17 protein-coding genes are annotated in these 16223 nt (G+C 53.4%); 8 read left to right on the top strand and 9 right to left on the bottom strand.

The annotated features are described in order from the left end of the window. Positions 1–163 precede the first annotated feature (163 nt). The 3 genes from AX755_RS22595 to AX755_RS22605 all read right to left on the bottom strand — a co-directional run bounded on the left by AX755_RS22595 (position 164) and on the right by AX755_RS22605 (position 2808). Positions 164–859: an alpha/beta fold hydrolase gene (locus AX755_RS22595; RefSeq protein WP_062857494.1), complete on the bottom strand. Its 696-nt coding sequence runs from the start codon at positions 857–859 to the stop codon at positions 164–166. Between the two features lie 128 nt (positions 860–987). Beyond that, positions 988–1704: an SDR family oxidoreductase gene (locus AX755_RS22600; RefSeq protein WP_062857495.1), complete on the bottom strand. Its 717-nt coding sequence runs from the start codon at positions 1702–1704 to the stop codon at positions 988–990. Between the two features lie 270 nt (positions 1705–1974). Next, a complete protein-coding gene (locus AX755_RS22605; RefSeq protein WP_047351743.1) occupies positions 1975–2808 on the bottom strand; it encodes a MipA/OmpV family protein in 834 nt (277 codons plus the stop codon). 205 nt (positions 2809–3013) lie between these two features. Here AX755_RS22605 and AX755_RS22610 point away from each other — a divergent pair, with 205 nt between their 5' ends. The 3 genes from AX755_RS22610 to AX755_RS22620 all read left to right on the top strand — a co-directional run bounded on the left by AX755_RS22610 (position 3014) and on the right by AX755_RS22620 (position 5730). Continuing rightward, a complete protein-coding gene (locus AX755_RS22610) occupies positions 3014–3691 on the top strand; it encodes a response regulator (protein ID WP_062857496.1) in 678 nt (225 codons plus the stop codon). Next, entirely contained in the window at positions 3691–5079 is a 1389-nt protein-coding gene (locus AX755_RS22615; RefSeq protein ID WP_029883653.1) for a sensor histidine kinase, read from the top strand. Before AX755_RS22610 ends, AX755_RS22615 begins: the two co-directional genes overlap by 1 nt. A gap of 171 nt (positions 5080–5250) precedes the next feature. Further along, complete coding sequence (locus AX755_RS22620) at positions 5251–5730, top strand: RrF2 family transcriptional regulator (RefSeq protein WP_013096741.1); 480 nt, start codon at positions 5251–5253, stop codon at positions 5728–5730. Between the two features lie 58 nt (positions 5731–5788). On the opposite strand, the gene oqxB is transcribed toward AX755_RS22620, so the two are convergent. Both oqxB and AX755_RS22630 read right to left on the bottom strand, forming a co-directional pair. Continuing rightward, positions 5789–8941 carry a multidrug efflux RND transporter permease subunit OqxB gene (gene oqxB, locus AX755_RS22625; RefSeq protein ID WP_020688167.1) on the bottom strand — a complete coding sequence of 1051 codons (3153 nt, stop codon included), beginning with the start codon at positions 8939–8941 and terminating at the stop codon, positions 5789–5791. Between the two features lie 23 nt (positions 8942–8964). After that, a complete protein-coding gene (locus tag AX755_RS22630) occupies positions 8965–10140 on the bottom strand; it encodes an efflux RND transporter periplasmic adaptor subunit (protein WP_062857497.1) in 1176 nt (391 codons plus the stop codon). Between the two features lie 334 nt (positions 10141–10474). On the opposite strand from AX755_RS22630, the gene AX755_RS22635 reads away from it, so the two are divergent. After that, positions 10475–10837 carry a helix-turn-helix domain-containing protein gene (locus AX755_RS22635; protein WP_023620848.1) on the top strand — a complete coding sequence of 121 codons (363 nt, stop codon included), beginning with the start codon at positions 10475–10477 and terminating at the stop codon, positions 10835–10837. 48 nt (positions 10838–10885) lie between these two features. Here the strand turns inward: AX755_RS22635 and AX755_RS22640 are convergent, their stop codons facing one another. Next, positions 10886–11716, bottom strand: a complete 831-nt coding sequence (locus AX755_RS22640; protein WP_062857498.1) for an alpha/beta fold hydrolase — start codon at positions 11714–11716, stop codon at positions 10886–10888. 238 nt (positions 11717–11954) lie between these two features. On the opposite strand from AX755_RS22640, the gene AX755_RS22645 reads away from it, so the two are divergent. Then, the gene (locus AX755_RS22645; RefSeq protein ID WP_038419338.1) at positions 11955–12266 is read left to right on the top strand and encodes a YebG family protein; all 312 of its coding nucleotides are present in this window, start codon (positions 11955–11957) and stop codon (positions 12264–12266) included. A gap of 121 nt (positions 12267–12387) precedes the next feature. On the opposite strand, the gene AX755_RS22650 is transcribed toward AX755_RS22645, so the two are convergent. After that, positions 12388–12798 (bottom strand): ASCH domain-containing protein, encoded by a 411-nt coding sequence (locus AX755_RS22650; protein WP_062857499.1) that lies wholly within the window; start codon positions 12796–12798, stop codon positions 12388–12390. A 105-nt stretch (positions 12799–12903) separates the two neighbouring features. Between AX755_RS22650 and AX755_RS22655 the strand changes: the two genes are divergently transcribed. After that, positions 12904–13581 (top strand): DUF1963 domain-containing protein, encoded by a 678-nt coding sequence (locus AX755_RS22655; protein ID WP_062857500.1) that lies wholly within the window; start codon positions 12904–12906, stop codon positions 13579–13581. Positions 13582–13633: 52 nt separating this feature from the next. On the opposite strand, the gene AX755_RS22660 is transcribed toward AX755_RS22655, so the two are convergent. Continuing rightward, complete coding sequence (locus AX755_RS22660) at positions 13634–13951, bottom strand: hypothetical protein (protein ID WP_062857501.1); 318 nt, start codon at positions 13949–13951, stop codon at positions 13634–13636. Between the two features lie 193 nt (positions 13952–14144). On the opposite strand from AX755_RS22660, the gene AX755_RS22665 reads away from it, so the two are divergent. Together AX755_RS22665 and AX755_RS22670 are read left to right on the top strand one after the other, a co-directional pair. Then, on the top strand, positions 14145–14645 hold the full coding sequence (locus AX755_RS22665; RefSeq protein ID WP_047023951.1) for a DUF523 domain-containing protein: 501 nt from the start codon (positions 14145–14147) through the stop codon (positions 14643–14645). 70 nt (positions 14646–14715) lie between these two features. After that, entirely contained in the window at positions 14716–15639 is a 924-nt protein-coding gene (locus AX755_RS22670; RefSeq protein WP_061771639.1) for a LysR substrate-binding domain-containing protein, read from the top strand. A 46-nt stretch (positions 15640–15685) separates the two neighbouring features. Here the strand turns inward: AX755_RS22670 and AX755_RS22675 are convergent, their stop codons facing one another. Continuing rightward, positions 15686–16156, bottom strand: coding sequence for a hypothetical protein (locus AX755_RS22675; protein ID WP_013096730.1), 471 nt, complete (start codon positions 16154–16156; stop codon positions 15686–15688). Positions 16157–16223 lie beyond the last annotated feature (67 nt).

A 16223-nucleotide genomic window follows, 5' to 3' on the forward strand; every position in this document is an offset into this window, starting at 1 on the left:
ACGCTTCTTCATGGGGATGTCCTCATGTGGCTTATGAAGACATTACTAACATCGGGGTGTACTAATCAACGGGGAGCAGGTCAGGAGGAGTGAAATATGGGCTGTTGCGCTACATACCCTGATGAAGTAAGTCAGGATATTTGCCGGATAAACCCCCAATAATTTACGTAGCCGGGATCCATTCAACAATAGTTCTTGCCAACTCCCTGGGCTGTTCGAGCGGAATCATATGGCCGCAATCCAGAATGATTCTTAACGACGCATAAGGTATGGCTTCGACCAATTCTTCTGCCTCCTTCATCGAACGGATGGCATCATCTTCACTGGCGATAACCAGTGTTGGACAACGTATCGTTGCAGAAGGTATACCTTGCCTGGATAAGGATGATTGCGTGATGAAGGCTTCAAATCCCAGAGAGCATCCCATTTTCTGGATAGCTGAAATCATATCCTGATTTGATGTGTTTAGAGGGTGGAGTGACCGGGCAATAGCATGTCTGCTCAGCCCCTTAAACGTTGTGGGGGACAATGACTGCACGCTTTTCCGCTTTGCTTCAGCCTCTAACGGCGTATCTTCCCGTAAGGAACTGGCAATAAGCACTAAGGACTCTACACGTTCAGGGAATTCTGCTGCCAGTTGCCGGGCAATATACCCTCCCATCGAAAAACCTATCAAAGAAAACTTCTCAGGCAGAAGAGTAATCAAATGCTGCACTACATCATGAATGGTTCGTCCTTCAGTTACAGATGCATGATGAACAATACAGTTTGACGGGAGGTATGTTTCAAATTCATGCCAAAGCATTTCATTCAGCATAAACCCGGGAATTAAAACGATTTTACGCGGCTTTAAACTCATAGATCTCGCTTCAATGCATCAGTGTATTTATTGGATTAGACAGGTTAAAAATATCTTACTAACTGCGACAATATCAAATTTCGGCCCTGGATAGGCGTTATCTATTTCCACAGAGTTTCTGAATGTTTCTAACGTCCTCCCAGGCTTCCTCCACCATCAACAGGCAGCACTACGCCAGTAATAAAACTCGCTTCTGGTGATAAAAGAAAGGCTATTGCTGAAGCCACTTCAGCAGGAGAACCCAGTCTGCCCATTGGGATTGTCGATAAAATACGTTGTTCTGCTTCACTTCCAACAGGTCGTGTTTTATGAAAAAGCTCTGTCTCTATTGGCCCAGGAGCAATCGCATTTGAGGTGATCCCGAATTGAGCAAGCTCTAATGCCCAGGTCCGTGTACAACCTACCAGAGCACTTTTTGCTGCTGAGTAAGCTGTTCTGTCAATCGCACCGTAGATGGCACGGCTACATACATTAACTATTCTTCCCCAGCCTCTGCTCTTCATGTTGCCGATGAGTGCTTGTGTTATTTGAACTGCCACCCGTACGTTTATATCCATGACATGCAGGAACGTTTGAATATCAATGCCTCCAAGTTGTTGGGGTAAGGCTACACCCACATTATTTACAATGCCGTGAATTTCGTGATTTTTGACTATTTTTAATAAAATTAAGTTAGTCTCATCAGCGCTACTCAGGTCAGCCGTATATAAAACCCCCGGAAAGCTGGCATCAACATTACGGGCAATACCCACAACCTGGTGACCCTGTTCTGATAATTTGTCACTGAGTGCTCTTCCTATCCCTTTTGTTGCACCAGTGATTAGATAAGTGCGATAAGGCCCCATATTAAAATCCTCAGTTTCGTTTGGCAGAATGAGAATCCAATGCTTACTGAAATCCCATTTTTTACTAACCCTTTATTAGGCTAGCAGAATAATTGCCAACGTTTGCTCCTCGCTCAAAACCGACGCTCACGCAGGAACAGAATGGCGTATTGGTACACATGCCAGCCTGCAATCATGACCTGTCAACCTGACGCGATACGTTCCTTATCCCTATCAAGTGCCGCCCCGTCATCTAACACGGGGCGGATTTTGGCGTTCCATCCAAATAAATCAGAAACTGTACGTAACCTTCAAACTTCCCGTCGGCGAGGTTTTTCGCTGAACAATCGGGCTGTCGGCTGCATCCCCCATCAGCTGCGTAACGCCTGCGCCAGCAACCACGCTCCAGCGTTGGGTGAGCTTGTGCGTCCAGTCGAGATTCGTTGACCAGGCATAAATTCCGGCGCCAGCGTCATATCGGGCAAACCCGGATGCGGCGGACTGGGATGCATTCACCCCGTAGTAAGTCTGCATGTACTTGCTGCTGCCCCAGCTACCGGTCAGCGACAGCGTCACCGCGTTGTTCGGTGAGGTAAAGAGCGGGCTGGAAATGCCGAAATGCAGCGCTTCGCCGTTGTCTCGCTCCGAAACCGGCACCTCTGCCTGTAATTGCAGATTCAGCCAGTCGGTGACTTTGTACCCCAGCCCTGGCACCACCAGAGCCGAACCTTTGATGTCGCCCATACCGCGCAAATAATCGCTGCCGCCGCTGATCGAATCGCTGTCCACGTCTCGATCCTTACGGCCCGCGCGATAGCTCAGCGCCGCGCTGTAATCCAGGTTGCCGATGTTGTTGCCGTAACCGATCCCTCGCGTGGTGCTGACGAAGAATCCGTTATACATCGCGTAATCCACCACCACCGCCGTGGTGGCGCGGTTTTTATCCGAACCCGAATAGCGGGGCGCAACATCCACGCCTCCGCCTAAGGTCAGCACGTTGCCCTGTTGTTCTGAGGCCAGTACCGGGGTGGCCAGTAATGCCAGCAGCGCGCCTGGCACGATGTTCTTCAGACTGAGCCCCGGGAGCGAAAGGGGGAACGAGTGACGCAGTTCGATATGTCTCATTAAAGAAGTCCTTTTGGATTCAAATGATTACGTTACAAGCGGTGTTAATCGCCAGAGCGCCCAGTTTGAATGTCCACCCTAAGGTTCTTATGAGCTCAAAATGAAGAAAGACTGAAGCAGATGCCGATGATGCAAAACTGTTAAATTACCTGTTACCGTCTCTTTCTTAAGACGTTCTTCATTCACGGTTGATAAAGTTGCCCTTGTGAAAATATTACTAATTGAAGACGACCTGGATCTCGGCAATGGCGTGCGTATTGCCCTTGCAGATCAAGGATTAGATGTCATATGGGTCCGCCGCAAAGAGGATGCGCTGCATCAACTTGCTGTCTGCGCGCCTGAACTTATTCTGCTCGACCTGGGGCTGCCGGATGGCGATGGTATGAGCCTGATGGCGTACGTGCGTCAGCAGCTAAAAGGCATCCCCGTTATTATCCTGACGGCGCGAGGAACGCTGCAGGATCGCCTGAGCGGGCTGGATGCCGGTGCCGATGACTATCTGGTTAAACCGTTTGTGCTCGCCGAGCTGCTGGCCCGGGTGAGGGCGCTTGCGCGACGCAGTTATGGCTATCAAAACGAGGCGGTAGAAATCAGAGGATTATCCCTGCATGTGCCGACGCGTCGCGTCACGGTGAGTTCCCGCCATATTGAGCTGACGGCCAGCGAATACGCGCTGCTTGAAACCCTGATGTTGCGTGCTGACCGCGTGCTTACGCGCCGTTTTCTGGAAGAAAGGATCTTTGGTGCGAAAGAAAACATGAGTAATGCGCTTGATGTGCATATGGGGAACCTGCGTCGAAAAATTGGCGACGGCTATGTACGAACGGTGCGGGGCGTCGGGTATGTCATTGATACCGTTGCGATTCAGAAGGGAGCATATTGATGCGAAACCTGTGGCGTTTCCTGCGGGTGCCCACGCTGGTGCGGCGAATCATGGTCGCTCAGATGCTTCTGCTGACACTGCTGTGGTGTCTTTTTTTAACCTGGATGCTGTGGGATGACTTGCGTAGCCCCCCGATCCTGACCGGCGATAAGACATATAAAACCATATTTACCCTTGTTGAACACATGGAAGGGCGTACGCAGGAACGAAGCGAGGTGCTGGAGCAGTTCAGCCAGGCGTTGCGGGAAGATTACGGCGGAGGAGACGATGCGGGACTCTCCATCACCATGATTATTCGCAAGCATAACGCAATACTGTATGCCTCTGCTGGCGCACCGATAGGCGTGAAAAATACCCGGTTGGGGAAGATTGAGCGAATTCACAGCGACGGGCGTAGCTGGACCAGCCGCACGCTAAAATCCGCGAATTCCGACGTGGAGGTGACGCTGGTGACGCCTGCTGCGGGGTGGAATTTCTTTATCTACCTCAACTCGCGCGGCTACTACATCATGCCGCTGCTGGTGTGTATTCCTTTTCTGCTGTTTCCCGCATGGCTGTCCATCCGCATCGCTATGCGCCCGTGGAACAACGTCGTGAATGAAATTGCCTCACGCGCGCCAGAAGATCTCTCTCCGTTAAAGGCGGTTCCAACGCACCGGGAGCTTAGCCAGATGGTGAATGCGACTAATCAGTTCCTTGCCAGGGTGCGAGAAAGCACGGAAAGGGAGCGGGTATTTATTGCCGATGCCGCTCACGAACTGCGCACGCCGCTGGCTGCGATGCGAATCAATGTGGAGGCGTTGCAGGCCTACGTCAGCAGTGATAATCAACAGGCGCTGCTGGCGGGAATTATTCGCAGCAATAGCCGGGCGGCACGTCTGGTTAATCAGCTTTTGCTGATGATGCACAGCGAAGCAAGCGTGGATACGGCGATGGAGCCGGTGCCGCTTACGACGCTCATCCAGGAGCGCATGGCGGTGCTGGCACCGCTCGCCGCGGAACGTAATATTGAGCTTGAATTCTACGCTCTGGAAGAAAGCTGGGTGAGCGGTGTCAGAGAACGTCTGATGTCGCTTATCGATAACGTGATTGAAAATGCCATTAAATACAGCCCGCAAGGCGGGCGGGTGGCGGTCGATCTCTTTTCGGCGGAGACGTCCACTCAATTCAGCGTCTCCGATGCCGGGCCGGGTATTCCGGTTGCGTTGAGGGAACGGGTGTTTGACCGGTTTTTCCGCGATCCGAATCAGGTGCAGAACGGGAGCGGGCTGGGTCTGGCCATCGTTAAAGCGGTGGCGCAGCAGCACAACAGCAGCGTGAGCCTGAGTACCTCTGCTGACGGTGGGCTCAGGGTGACGGTTGATTTTCCCAACCCGGCGTTTGCCTGAAGAAAACGGGAGGGTGATCCCATTTCGTGCGCGATGGAAACTCTTTTTTACGGGGCGGGTCAAAGTAGATAGCTTCAAAATAATTACGGTATTTGTTATATTGTTGCTTATTGATTATTCACCTCTGCGGTGCCAAAAAGAATAAGATTCACCGCAACCCAGGATACGTAAATGTTAGATTACCGCTTCCCGACAGCTTTGCAGATGGTTCTCAGCGTAGCGATGGCGGAGCAATTGGGTGAACGTTCGACGAGTGCGATTCTGGCCTACGGCCTGGAAGCGAATCCGAGCTTTATCCGCAAACTGATGGTTCCCCTCACGCGTGACGGTATTATCGTCTCAACGCTTGGTCGCAACGGCTCAATTCATCTTGGCCGCCCGCCGGAACAGATCACCCTGCGTGATATCTACCTTTCTGTTATAGAAGACAAAAAGCTGTGGGCGTCGCGCCCCGACGTACCGGCGCGCTGCGTGGTGAGCGCGAATACGTGCTGGTACTTTAAATCCATCGCTGAAGAGGCCGAGCAGGCGTCACTCGCGGTCTTAGCCGGTCATACCGTGGCAAGCGCGCTGGAAGAGCTCAAGAAAGCGGATACCAGCGGGTGCGATCCGGTGCCCGAACTGATTGCCCAGTACAAGAAAGCGCATTAATGGCTGCATAAAAAAACCGCCTTCATCGTGAAGGCGGTTTTTTGTTATCTGCAGCGTATTACGCGGGCAAGACCTCTCTTTCCACTTTGCCGCGCGTGACAAATTTACGCAGCGTCACGTAAAACACCGGCGTCAGGAACAGGCCAAACAGCGTTACGCCCAGCATACCGGAGAATACCGTGATCCCGGTGACGCCGCGCACTTCTGCACCCGCACCGTGGCCGAGGATGAGCGGGATGGTCCCGGCGATAAAGGCGATGGAGGTCATCACAATCGGGCGTAAACGCAGGCGGCACGCTTCGAGCGCCGCTTCCATTATACCTTTGCCCTGGATTTCCAGCTCGCGGGCGAACTCCACGATAAGAATCGCGTTTTTACACGCCAGCCCCATCAATACTACCAGCCCCACCTGCACGAACACGTTGTTATCACCGCCGGTCAGCCAGACGCCAAACAGGGCAGAGAGCATCGTCATCGGCACGATAAGGATCACCGCCAGCGGCAGCGTCCAGCTTTCGTACAGTGCCGCCAGGACCAGGAACGCCAGCAGAACCGCGACCGGGAAGACGATTAACGCCGTGTTCCCCTGAGTGGCCTGCTGGAAGCTCAGATCCGTCCACTCGATATTCATCCCGTTCGGCAGAATCTGCTTAGACATCCCCTCCAGTTGCGTCATTGCCTGGGTAGAGGAGAGGACGCGCGGGTCGGCATCGCCAATCAGGTCCGCCGCCGGATAGCCGTTGTAGCGGATCACCGGATCGGGCCCGTAAGTGGTACTGATATTGACCATACTGCCAATCGGCACCATTTCGCCCTGATTATTACGGGTGCGCAGATTCGCAATATCTTCCACGCTGTCGCGATACGGCCCGTCGGCCTGCGCCATCACGCGCCAGGTGCGGCCGAACTGGTTAAAGTCATTCACATAGGACGATCCCAGATAGGTTTGCAGCGTCCCGAACAGATCGGTCAGCGACACGCCCTGGGCTTTGGCCTTATCCCTGTCGACCTGCACATCCAGCTGCGGAACGTTCGCCTGGTAGGTGGAGATAGGGAAGTGCATTCCCGGCGTCTGCATAATTGCGCCCGACATGGTGTTCACCGCATTTTGCAACGCACCGTATCCCAGACCGGCCCGATCCTGGATGTACAGCGAGTAACCCGACCCCTGACCCAGCCCCAGAATAGGCGGCGGCAGAATGGAGAAGCCAAAGCCCTGCTGGATTTGCGCGATTTTGGCGTTGATCTCGGCGTTAATTTCCGCCGCCGTGTGTTTACGCTGATCAAACGGTTTCAGGCCAAAGAAGACCGTCCCGGTATTCGGCGTATTGGTGAACTGCAGCGCATTCAGCCCCGGGAAGGCGACCGCATAATCCACGCCCTCGGTGTTCATACCGATTTCGCTCATTTTGCGGATCACCGCATCGGTACGTGCCAGCGATGAGCCTTCCGGCATTTTCACGCCGCCAATCAGGTACAGCTTATCCTGAGTGGGAATAAACCCGCCGGGTACGGCTTTAAACATCACGCCTGCGGCACAGAGCAGCAGAACATAGACCACAAACACCGCACCGCGTCGTCCGAGCGTTTTGCCCACCAGCCCCTGATAACCGTTCGAGCTACGGTGGAAGAAGCGGTTGAACGGACGGAAAATCCAGCCGAACAGGCGATCGATAAGCCGGGTAGGGAGGTCCTTCGGCGCGCCGTGCGGCTTCAGGAGCAGGGCGGCCAGCGCAGGCGAAAGCGTCAGCGAGTTAATGGCGGAGATCACCGTTGATATCGCGATCGTCACCGCAAACTGCTTGTAGAACTGACCCGTAACCCCCGAAAGAAACGCCATCGGCACGAACACCGCGCACAGCACCAGCGCAATCGCGATAATGGGCCCGGAGACCTCACGCATCGCCTGATGCGCCGCCGCCAGCGGCGCAAGCCCCTCTTCGATGTTTCGCTCGACGTTTTCCACCACCACAATGGCGTCGTCCACGACGATACCGATCGCCAGCACCAGCCCGAACAAACTCAGGGTGTTAAGCGAAAAGCCCAGCAGATAAAGAACGCTGAACGTGCCGACCACCGAGACCGGCACCGCGATCAGCGGAATGATCGACGCACGCCAGGTTTGCAGGAACAGAATGACCACCAGTACAACCAGCACCACCGCTTCCAGCAGCGTCTGCACGACCGCGCGAATGGAGTCACGCACGAATACCGTCGGATCGTACGGTGCCGCCCATTTCATGTCTTCCGGGAAACGGGTAGACAGTTCTGCCATTTTAGCGCGCACCGCGTTAGACAGATCGATGGCGTTCGCTCCCGGCGACTGGAAGATACCAATCCCGACCGCGTCTTTATTGTTGAGCTGGGAGCGCAGCGCATAGCTGCCGGAGCCCATTTCAATGCGCGCCACATCGCGCAGTCGCACCAGCGAGCCATCCTGCGCGGTTTTCAGGATAATATTGCCAAACTCTTCTTCAGTATGCAGACGACCCTGCGCGTTAATGGAGATCAGGAAATCGCTCTCTTTCGGCAGCGGCTCGGCGCCCAGCTGTCCGGCGGACACCTGCACGTTTTGTTCCTGCATTGCCGTTACCACGTCCGAGGCGGTCAGGCCGCGTGCCGCCACCTTATTCGGATCCAGCCAGACGCGCATCGCGTATTCGCCCGAGCCAAAAATCTGGATTTGGCCGACGCCGGGCAGACGCGCCAGTTCATCCTTCACTTTCAGCGTGGCGTAGTTACGCATATAGAGTGAATCGTACTTACCGCCGGGCGAAAACAGATGCACCACCAGCGTCAGCGTCGGCGACTGCTTCTGGGTGGTGATACCCAGACGGCGAACGTCTTCCGGCAGGCGCGCTTCGGCCTGTGACACGCGGTTTTGTACCTGAACCTGGGCCTGATCCGGGTCGGTTCCTGGGCGGAACGTGACGGTGGTCACCAGTACGCCGTCGGAGCCGGCGACGGACTTCATGTACATCATGTTTTCAACGCCGTTGATCGCTTCTTCCAGCGGCGTCGCCACGGTCTCTGCAATCACCTTCGGGTTGGCGCCGGGATACTCCGCGCGCACCTGCACGCTTGGCGGCACAACGTCAGGGTATTCGCTCACCGGCAACAGCGGGATGGCGATTAAGCCTGTGATAAAAATCAGTATCGACAGCACCGCGGCAAAGATTGGCCTGTCGATAAAAAAGCGGGAAAAGTCCATGGGTCGGATTCTCAGATAAGGGATCAGTTAAGGGCGGCGCGGGTGGTCATGGCAACGGTTTTCGCGTTTACCGGCATGCCCGGCATAAACACTTTTTGTAAACCGTCGACGATGACTTTATCGCCAGGCTTCAGCCCCTGCTGGACGATACGTAAACCGTCGGCCAGACGCCCTGGCGTAATATCACGACGCTGCGCTTTACTCTCTTTATCAACGACATAGACATACTTACGATCCTGATCGGTCAGTACTGCCTTGTCGTCGATAAGCGTGGCCTGGAACTCCGCGCTGCCCGGCAGGCGGACGCGGGCAAACAGTCCCGGCGTGAACTGACGCTGTGTGTTATCCAGCAGCGCGCGCATGCGGATGGTGCCGGTACTTGGCGTTAACTGATTATCAAGAAAATCGACTTTGCCCTGATGGGGATAGCCATCCTCGCCCACCAGCCCAATCTCAACCGGTAGCGCCTGGTGATTGCTGGCGGCACCTTGCCCGCTGAGGGCGAGTTTTTGATAGTGAAGGTAGGTTGACTCATCCACGTCAAAGTAGACGTAAACCGTCTTCTGCGAGACCAGCGTGGTGAGCACGCTGGCGCTGTCACCGGCGGTAACGAGGTTCCCGCTGGTGATCAACGCGCGGCTGGCGCGCCCGTCGATAGGGGCGGTGACTTTAGTGAAATCCAGGTTCAGTTGCGCGGCATCCACCGCCGCCTGTGCGGCGCGAATGTCGGCCTGGGCCTGGACGGCAGCAGCGCGGCGCTGCTCCCACTCTTCACGGGATACCAGATGGGTATTGACCAGTTTATCGGTACGGTTTGCCTCGCTTTGCGCCAGGCTGGCCTGCGTTTTGGCTCTTGCCAGCGCTGCCTGCGCCTGTTCCAGCGTGGCGCGATAGGTTCTGTCATCGATCGTGAACAATACCTGGCCTTTTTTGACCTCCTGACCGTCGGTGTAATTCACTTTATCAATGTAGCCGGAGACGCGAGGGCGGAGCTGTACGCTTTCCACCGCTTCGATCCGGCCATTAAAGCTATCCCACTGGCTAATGGATTTGACGACCACGTCAGCGGCGCTGACGGTGGGCGCTTGTGGCGCGGCATTTTGCGCGACACCCTCGTCACACCCGACGAGCAGGGCGGAGAGTAACATCGCGCCCAACGCGTTCAGATGAAAATTACCCCAGGTTTTTTGCAGGCTCATTATTTTTATTCCGGTAGTTGTAGCCGCCGGGCAAGACGCAACGGGGGACGCCGCGCCACTTCCTTTGTCCGGGCTGGCTTAAGGCCATTTGTGTCGTTCATCGCCACAAAACTGTAACAATTGTGAATACACTATCGCGGCGATTGTAGGTAGGCGCTAAATTTAGTGCAAGAATAATTGTTGCACTTTATGTGCTATTTGAGGCCGGGGAAAAAGGCGCGTTTCCGGCAGGGATTTAAATGCAACAATAAAACTTGCATTTAACATCAAAACGGGCCATCTTTAAATGCAACAAACAAAGGTGCTTTTTACTACGTGGCGTGTGGGGGAGAAGATGGACACTGGCGCATTTATTCACGATCTGCTCGACTGGATCGATAACAACCTGGATAGTCGTCTGGACATTGAGACCGTATCAAAGCGTGCAGGCTATTCAAAATGGCATCTTCAGCGGATCTTCAAAGAACACACGGGTTATCCTATTGCCGAGTATATCCGTGCGCAGAAACTTCAAAAATCGATGGAGCGGTTAACCCATAGCGATGAGCCGATCCTGAACGTGGCGATTGCGTTGGGCTTTGACTCCCAGCAGTCTTTCAATCGCAGCTTTAAGCGTCAGTATGGTCAGGCGCCGGGGGCATGGCGTCGCAGCATTGTCAGCCCGAAAACGCAGCATCTATGCCGAACATCCCCCTAGCCTGGGCGGGAACCGTTTTGCTCCCGCCTGAGGGGATAATGTGCGGGGTTAACTGTTTATAAAGGCGAGAAGATCGGCATTGATCTGATCGGCATGTGTCGTTGGGATACCGTGAGGCGCGCCTTTATAGGTATGCAGGGTTCCGTTCTGGACCAGCTTGACTGACATCGCGCCGGAATCTGCATACGGCACCACCTGATCGTCATCCCCATGGATGACCAGAACAGGGATGGATATCCCTTTGAGGTCTTCCGTGAAGTCAGTCTGCGAGAAGGCCACAATCCCATCGTAATGCGCCTTGGCGCTTCCCATCATCCCCTGACGGTACCAGTTATAGATGACCGCTTCGGAAGGCTTCGCCCCCGGGCGATTAAATCCATAGAACGGTCCCGCGGGCACGTCATAATAGAACTGAGGACGATTCGCCGCCAGCTGGGCCTGAAAATCATCAAACACTGACTTTGGCGTACCCTGAGGATTACTCTCCGTCTTCACCATCAGGGGCGGTACAGCACTGATCAGTACGGCTTTGGAAACTTTGTCTTCACCGTGCCGGGCGATATAACGCACCACCTCACCGCCGCCGGTTGAATGCCCGACATGCATCGCACCCTGTACGCCAAGATGTTCCACAACGGCGGCCACATCGTCAGCGTAGTGATCCATATCATGGCCGTCCCACACCTGATCTGAACGACCATGACCGCGACGGTCATGGGCCACAACGCGGAATCCTTTATTGACGAAGAACAGCATCTGGGCGTCCCAGTCATCACTGCTTAGCGGCCAGCCGTGATGGAAAAAGATCACTTTCCCGTCTTTTGGACCCCAGTCCTTGTAGTAGATATTGACGCCATCGCGAGTTGTTACATAACCCATGATTATTCTCCACTCAGATAGACAGATTGCATGAAAGGCAGAAATGAAATGCGGTATACGGCCCGAGTCGGCCGCGAATTAAGAAGTGTAGTTCATACGCTGGCCGTCTGGGTTAAGGCTCACCCACAGGCGGGCAGAGTGGGGCAACGGTAAGGGGGACGGACAGAAAATAAATTTTAGCTGCAACCTACACCGTGAAGGGTTATACTGTATATAAATACAGTTAAAGGGGCGCGTCATGGCGGTTGAAACAAAATATGTTGTTGTAAGAAAAGGTGAAGAGAAAATGACATTTGCCAGTAAGAAAGAGGCTGACGCGCACGACAAACTGCTCGACATGGCAGACGCGTTCACCGACTGGCTGCTGCAAAGCGGACTGCAGATGGACGAAACGCAGGCTGAAGATCTGGGGCTGTATCTCGCCGAGCAGAAAGAGGCCGTGCAGCATATTCTGCGTACCAGCAAACTGCCCGATCTCAACGCTGTAACCGACAAAACAGAATCTGATGAGGCTGGCAGTAAAAAAATCCGAGCCGTGAAAGCTGCCTGACAGGGACATTTACGGTGGAAAAACAGTCGAGGTACTGCAATACGTCTTACACAGGGCGCCGGTGGCGCCTTTCACCCCCTCACTGCTATGTCCTGGCCCGGGCGATTAATTTTCTCTCCTTTCACAGCACCTCAACCACTTCAAATTCTTCTGCTATCAACTCCATATCTTCAGAAAAATGACCTTCTCGGGTGAAAAATCGTTGATGCTCTTTCTGCCAGTATTCAAGGCTTAAATCGCCTTCACCTTCTTTACGGGCAAACGCCTCGGTCACATCACAAAAACGCACCAGTCGCATTGAAACCAGCCGGGTTACACAGACCGGAACATTCTGGCCATCAAGAATAATGTTATAACTCCCGATCCGCGGGGCAGACTCCTCCTGCTGATAAGAGGCAAAAGATCCGCAGGAAGCGGTTTTGATCCCTTTTTTAATCAGGTCTGCAAGCTCGCTGGCCAGTTCCGGGTTGTCGCCCATTTGCCAGGCACCGGCGCCTGGGTACTTCACTTTTAATTTCTCAACCGCAAACATGACAAGCCCTTTTTATATGCAGGTCTGATGAATAATGATTACGATATAATAAAAATGTCTTTATTTCAGACTGTATAGAGCATCTCCATACGTAAGGCGACAAATATGAAATCCAGGAGTGCGTTAGTTTTAGACGAACTCAGATCCAAATTACGTCCTGCATCGGTGGCACAAGTGGGCGGTTTTCGTCCCCCGGCAGACCCCCTTACATCCTGGTTTTTAAACGGTGTCGCTCTTCCCGGTGAAGGATTACCACTCTGGAAGGGGCAGCCGATGTTTCCGCTTCTTCAGATTCGTATAGATGAGCTTCCCGTTATCCCTGAGCAACTGAAGGACGTGGCACTCCTGGTGCTCTTTCACAATATTGAAAGCCATCCATTTGATAAACCTCATGGTGAAGGTTGGCTCATACGGGAATATGCCACCCTTGAAGGGCTTGAGTTATTGCCAGCAACAGACACGCCTTATCGCGCATTTCCGATTCGATGGATGGGTGTTAATGATGACGCGCCGGGATGGGAGGATGCCTGGGATATTATTGACCTTTCTGACGTAAACGATGATCAGGAGGCAAGTGACCGCTTCCATGATGATTTCAAACGCTACAGGGGAACCAAGGTCGGAGGATACCCGCTGGAGATACAACATGGCGTGGGGATAGAAGACTTTGTCTTTCAGGTGGGATCAGAGGAAAAGGTCAACTGGATGTGGGCGGATAATGGTATCGGCTATTTTCACAAATCAACGGAGGGACTCTGGACGTTTTCGTGTCAGTTTTACTGAGCATACGTCATCACAATGCTATGAATGACCCATGCCCGGCCATTTCTGCGACTCAATCTCTCGACTTATCCGCCTCAACATTTACGCTGATGTTCAGCCTCTTAGCTTCCATAATCAGCATCTTTTGGGCTAGCGCCATATCGCCACCGTGCACTTTATCTATCAGATGTTGTATAAGCGACATCATCAGGAAATGCTTATTAGCGGGATAGAAATCTGTCATGTCGATGCCGTTATCCTTCAATTGATGGTGTGCCGTAGATTCTGTATCTTCAATGATTTGAGCAATTTTCTCATTCATTACGTTGATTTGCGCAAAAACAACACGGTTTATCATTTCAATTTGTTCAGGTGTGAAATTCTGTTCCATCCTAATCCCTCATCAACGTATCGAATTCAGACAATTTACGATGCTGAATAATAATACTGAACAGCCAGACGATTAAACAGGTGCTTATCTTCCTCAACTATATTTCTCACACACAGTCAACCTTCACCATCCACGCCAGTACCCGCAGCGTGTTACACTTCCTCACTTTCATCATCTACACGACAGGGAAGCGATGATAAATAAAATTCTGGTCAGTGCGTGCCTGATGGGGTTCAGGGTGCGTTACAACGGCAGCGAAAAAGCGAAGGCGATGGCGCAACTCTCCCGCTGGCAAGCGGAGCAGCGGTTAGTGATCCACTGCCCTGAACTGGCTGCCGGGTTGCCGGTGCCCCGACCACCAGCAGAGATTTTGTCGGCCGACGGTCGGGATGTCATGCGCGGGCAGGCCAGAATCATTGAGAATACGGGCCAGGATGTCACAGAGCACTATCAGCTTGCCGCCTGGCTGGCGCTACGTACCGCACAGGAGCATGGCTGTCGCGCGGCGCTGCTCACGGATGGCAGCCCAACCTGCGGGAGCCAGCATATCTATGATGGTTCTTTTAGCGGCGTGCGCAACACGGGGATGGGTGTCGCGGCAGCATTACTCGCTGAACATGGGATCGCGGTATTCTCAGAAACGCAGCTTCCGGCGCTGATACGCTGGATAGAAGAAAGTGAAAGGGTCAATTAACCGACCCGATCGTCATTTAACGTAAGCCCGGTGTATTACGGGTTTAACCGCCGCCTTGTTAAGGGAAACGATGTCGTTACCACCACTCTATGCCCTGCGCGCCTTTGAAGTCGCTGCGCGAGTAAACTCCTTCAGTAAAGCCGCTGAAGTGCTCAATATTACGCCGGGCGCGGTCAGCAGACATGTCCGCACCCTGGAAATGTGGTTCGACTGTGAGCTGTTCAAACGGCAGGGGCCGAGAGTGGAGATCAGTGAGGCGGGGCGTGTTCTGGCCGGGCAGCTTCACGAAGGGTTCAGGAGCATCGAGTGGGCCTGTCGGGCTTTCAGAAGTGAAAACCACCTGTTGCGGCTGAAGGCACCCAGTACGCTCACCATGAGATGGTTGCTTAACGTCCTGCGATCGTTTCGTGAACATCATGAAAAACCCAACGTTGAAATAGCCAGCGTCTGGATGGACATCGATACCGTTGATTTCACGCGAGAGCCCTATGATTGCGCGATCCTGCTGGGCAACGGCCATTTTGGCGAGTCAACGGAGAGCCGATTGCTTTTCAGTGAATGGCTTATTCCGGTCTGTAACCCCGCTTTACTGGAATCTGCCCGAGAGCAACTTTCGCAGTGCGATCTGATCCATCCTTCCCCGGACAGACGCGACTGGCGGCGGTGGCTGAGAAGGACGGGGTTATTCCCCGGGCTTGATATGAGTCGCGGAGCGGTTTTCGACACCCTTGAACAGGGGAGTAGTGCCGCCATGAACGGCCATGGCGTCGCGATTGCCGACCTGCTGCTTTCGCTTGACGCGCTGAATAGCGGACTGCTTGCGCTGCCTTTCAAAGAAGCCATCGCCACCGGAGACGGTTATTACATTGTCTGGCCGAAAAATTCACTCAGGAAAAAGAGTATTGAATGTCTGCTGGACTGGCTTGACCTGCATGCCCCGGTCATTCCTTCTCTTGATATCATCTGTCTGGAATACGACGAGCATCGGCTGTAGTCATCAAAAGCAGGATATGCCGCGGGCGTATCCTGCTCTATAGACTTCAGGCGTATGGAATATTTGCCATTTTTTTATACCTTTCCGGCAATGCACCGTTCAGGTTGAGAAGTTTATCGAGAATAGCGATCGCAGGCGTATTGTTTGCGCGCTCTGAATCTACTATCGCTGCACGCAATATAGTGGCAGCCGACGTGACGTTCTGAAAGTATGCCTCAGACTCGGGCGTTTGTAATTCACCTGAAAGGGCGTAACGCACCAGCGGCCATCCTGAAAAATCCAGTACGGGAAGGGGCTCACCTTCTTTTGGCAGATTAGCGGCGAGCAACGCTTCAGCTTGCATGGGGTCGTTGTGAGCGGCACACAGAATGTGAAGGCGATGCACAAAGGCCGCAAGGGTAACATCGTTCTCTTTTTCTGCTGACAGCGATTCCAGCAGTGCCGATAAATTGGCGCCGGATGAATATTCATCTAGTGAGACCAGCTTCATTAAATGAAATATAACGTCAAGCGTCATGTTTGCTCCCTGAACATTTATCAATTTTGAAGAATGATATTTCAGGGACGTCGCGTTTGAAAAACGA

This window comes from Enterobacter sp. SENG-6 (assembly GCF_001605945.1).
In the GTDB taxonomy this organism is placed as follows: Bacteria; Pseudomonadota; Gammaproteobacteria; order Enterobacterales; family Enterobacteriaceae; genus Enterobacter; species Enterobacter cloacae.

Excerpts from the sequence above, each read along its gene's own strand:
- AX755_RS22650 (WP_062857499.1), bottom strand. The coding sequence starts at position 12,798 with ATGTTTGCGGTTGAGAAATTAAAAGTGAAGTACCCAGGCGCCGGTGCC.
- AX755_RS22615 (WP_029883653.1), top strand. The coding sequence starts at position 3,691 with ATGCGAAACCTGTGGCGTTTCCTGCGGGTGCCCACGCTGGTGCGGCGA.
- AX755_RS22635 (WP_023620848.1), top strand. The coding sequence starts at position 10,475 with ATGGACACTGGCGCATTTATTCACGATCTGCTCGACTGGATCGATAAC.
- AX755_RS22660 (WP_062857501.1), bottom strand. The coding sequence starts at position 13,951 with ATGGAACAGAATTTCACACCTGAACAAATTGAAATGATAAACCGTGTT.
- AX755_RS22645 (WP_038419338.1), top strand. The coding sequence starts at position 11,955 with ATGGCGGTTGAAACAAAATATGTTGTTGTAAGAAAAGGTGAAGAGAAA.
- AX755_RS22665 (WP_047023951.1), top strand. The coding sequence starts at position 14,145 with ATGATAAATAAAATTCTGGTCAGTGCGTGCCTGATGGGGTTCAGGGTG.
- AX755_RS22675 (WP_013096730.1), bottom strand. The coding sequence starts at position 16,156 with ATGACGCTTGACGTTATATTTCATTTAATGAAGCTGGTCTCACTAGAT.
- AX755_RS22600 (WP_062857495.1), bottom strand. The coding sequence starts at position 1,704 with ATGGGGCCTTATCGCACTTATCTAATCACTGGTGCAACAAAAGGGATA.
- AX755_RS22670 (WP_061771639.1), top strand. The coding sequence starts at position 14,716 with ATGTCGTTACCACCACTCTATGCCCTGCGCGCCTTTGAAGTCGCTGCG.
- AX755_RS22630 (WP_062857497.1), bottom strand. The coding sequence starts at position 10,140 with ATGAGCCTGCAAAAAACCTGGGGTAATTTTCATCTGAACGCGTTGGGC.
- AX755_RS22640 (WP_062857498.1), bottom strand. The coding sequence starts at position 11,716 with ATGGGTTATGTAACAACTCGCGATGGCGTCAATATCTACTACAAGGAC.
- AX755_RS22620 (WP_013096741.1), top strand. The coding sequence starts at position 5,251 with ATGTTAGATTACCGCTTCCCGACAGCTTTGCAGATGGTTCTCAGCGTA.
- AX755_RS22655 (WP_062857500.1), top strand. The coding sequence starts at position 12,904 with ATGAAATCCAGGAGTGCGTTAGTTTTAGACGAACTCAGATCCAAATTA.
- oqxB (WP_020688167.1), bottom strand. The coding sequence starts at position 8,941 with ATGGACTTTTCCCGCTTTTTTATCGACAGGCCAATCTTTGCCGCGGTG.
- AX755_RS22595 (WP_062857494.1), bottom strand. The coding sequence starts at position 859 with ATGAGTTTAAAGCCGCGTAAAATCGTTTTAATTCCCGGGTTTATGCTG.
- AX755_RS22605 (WP_047351743.1), bottom strand. The coding sequence starts at position 2,808 with ATGAGACATATCGAACTGCGTCACTCGTTCCCCCTTTCGCTCCCGGGG.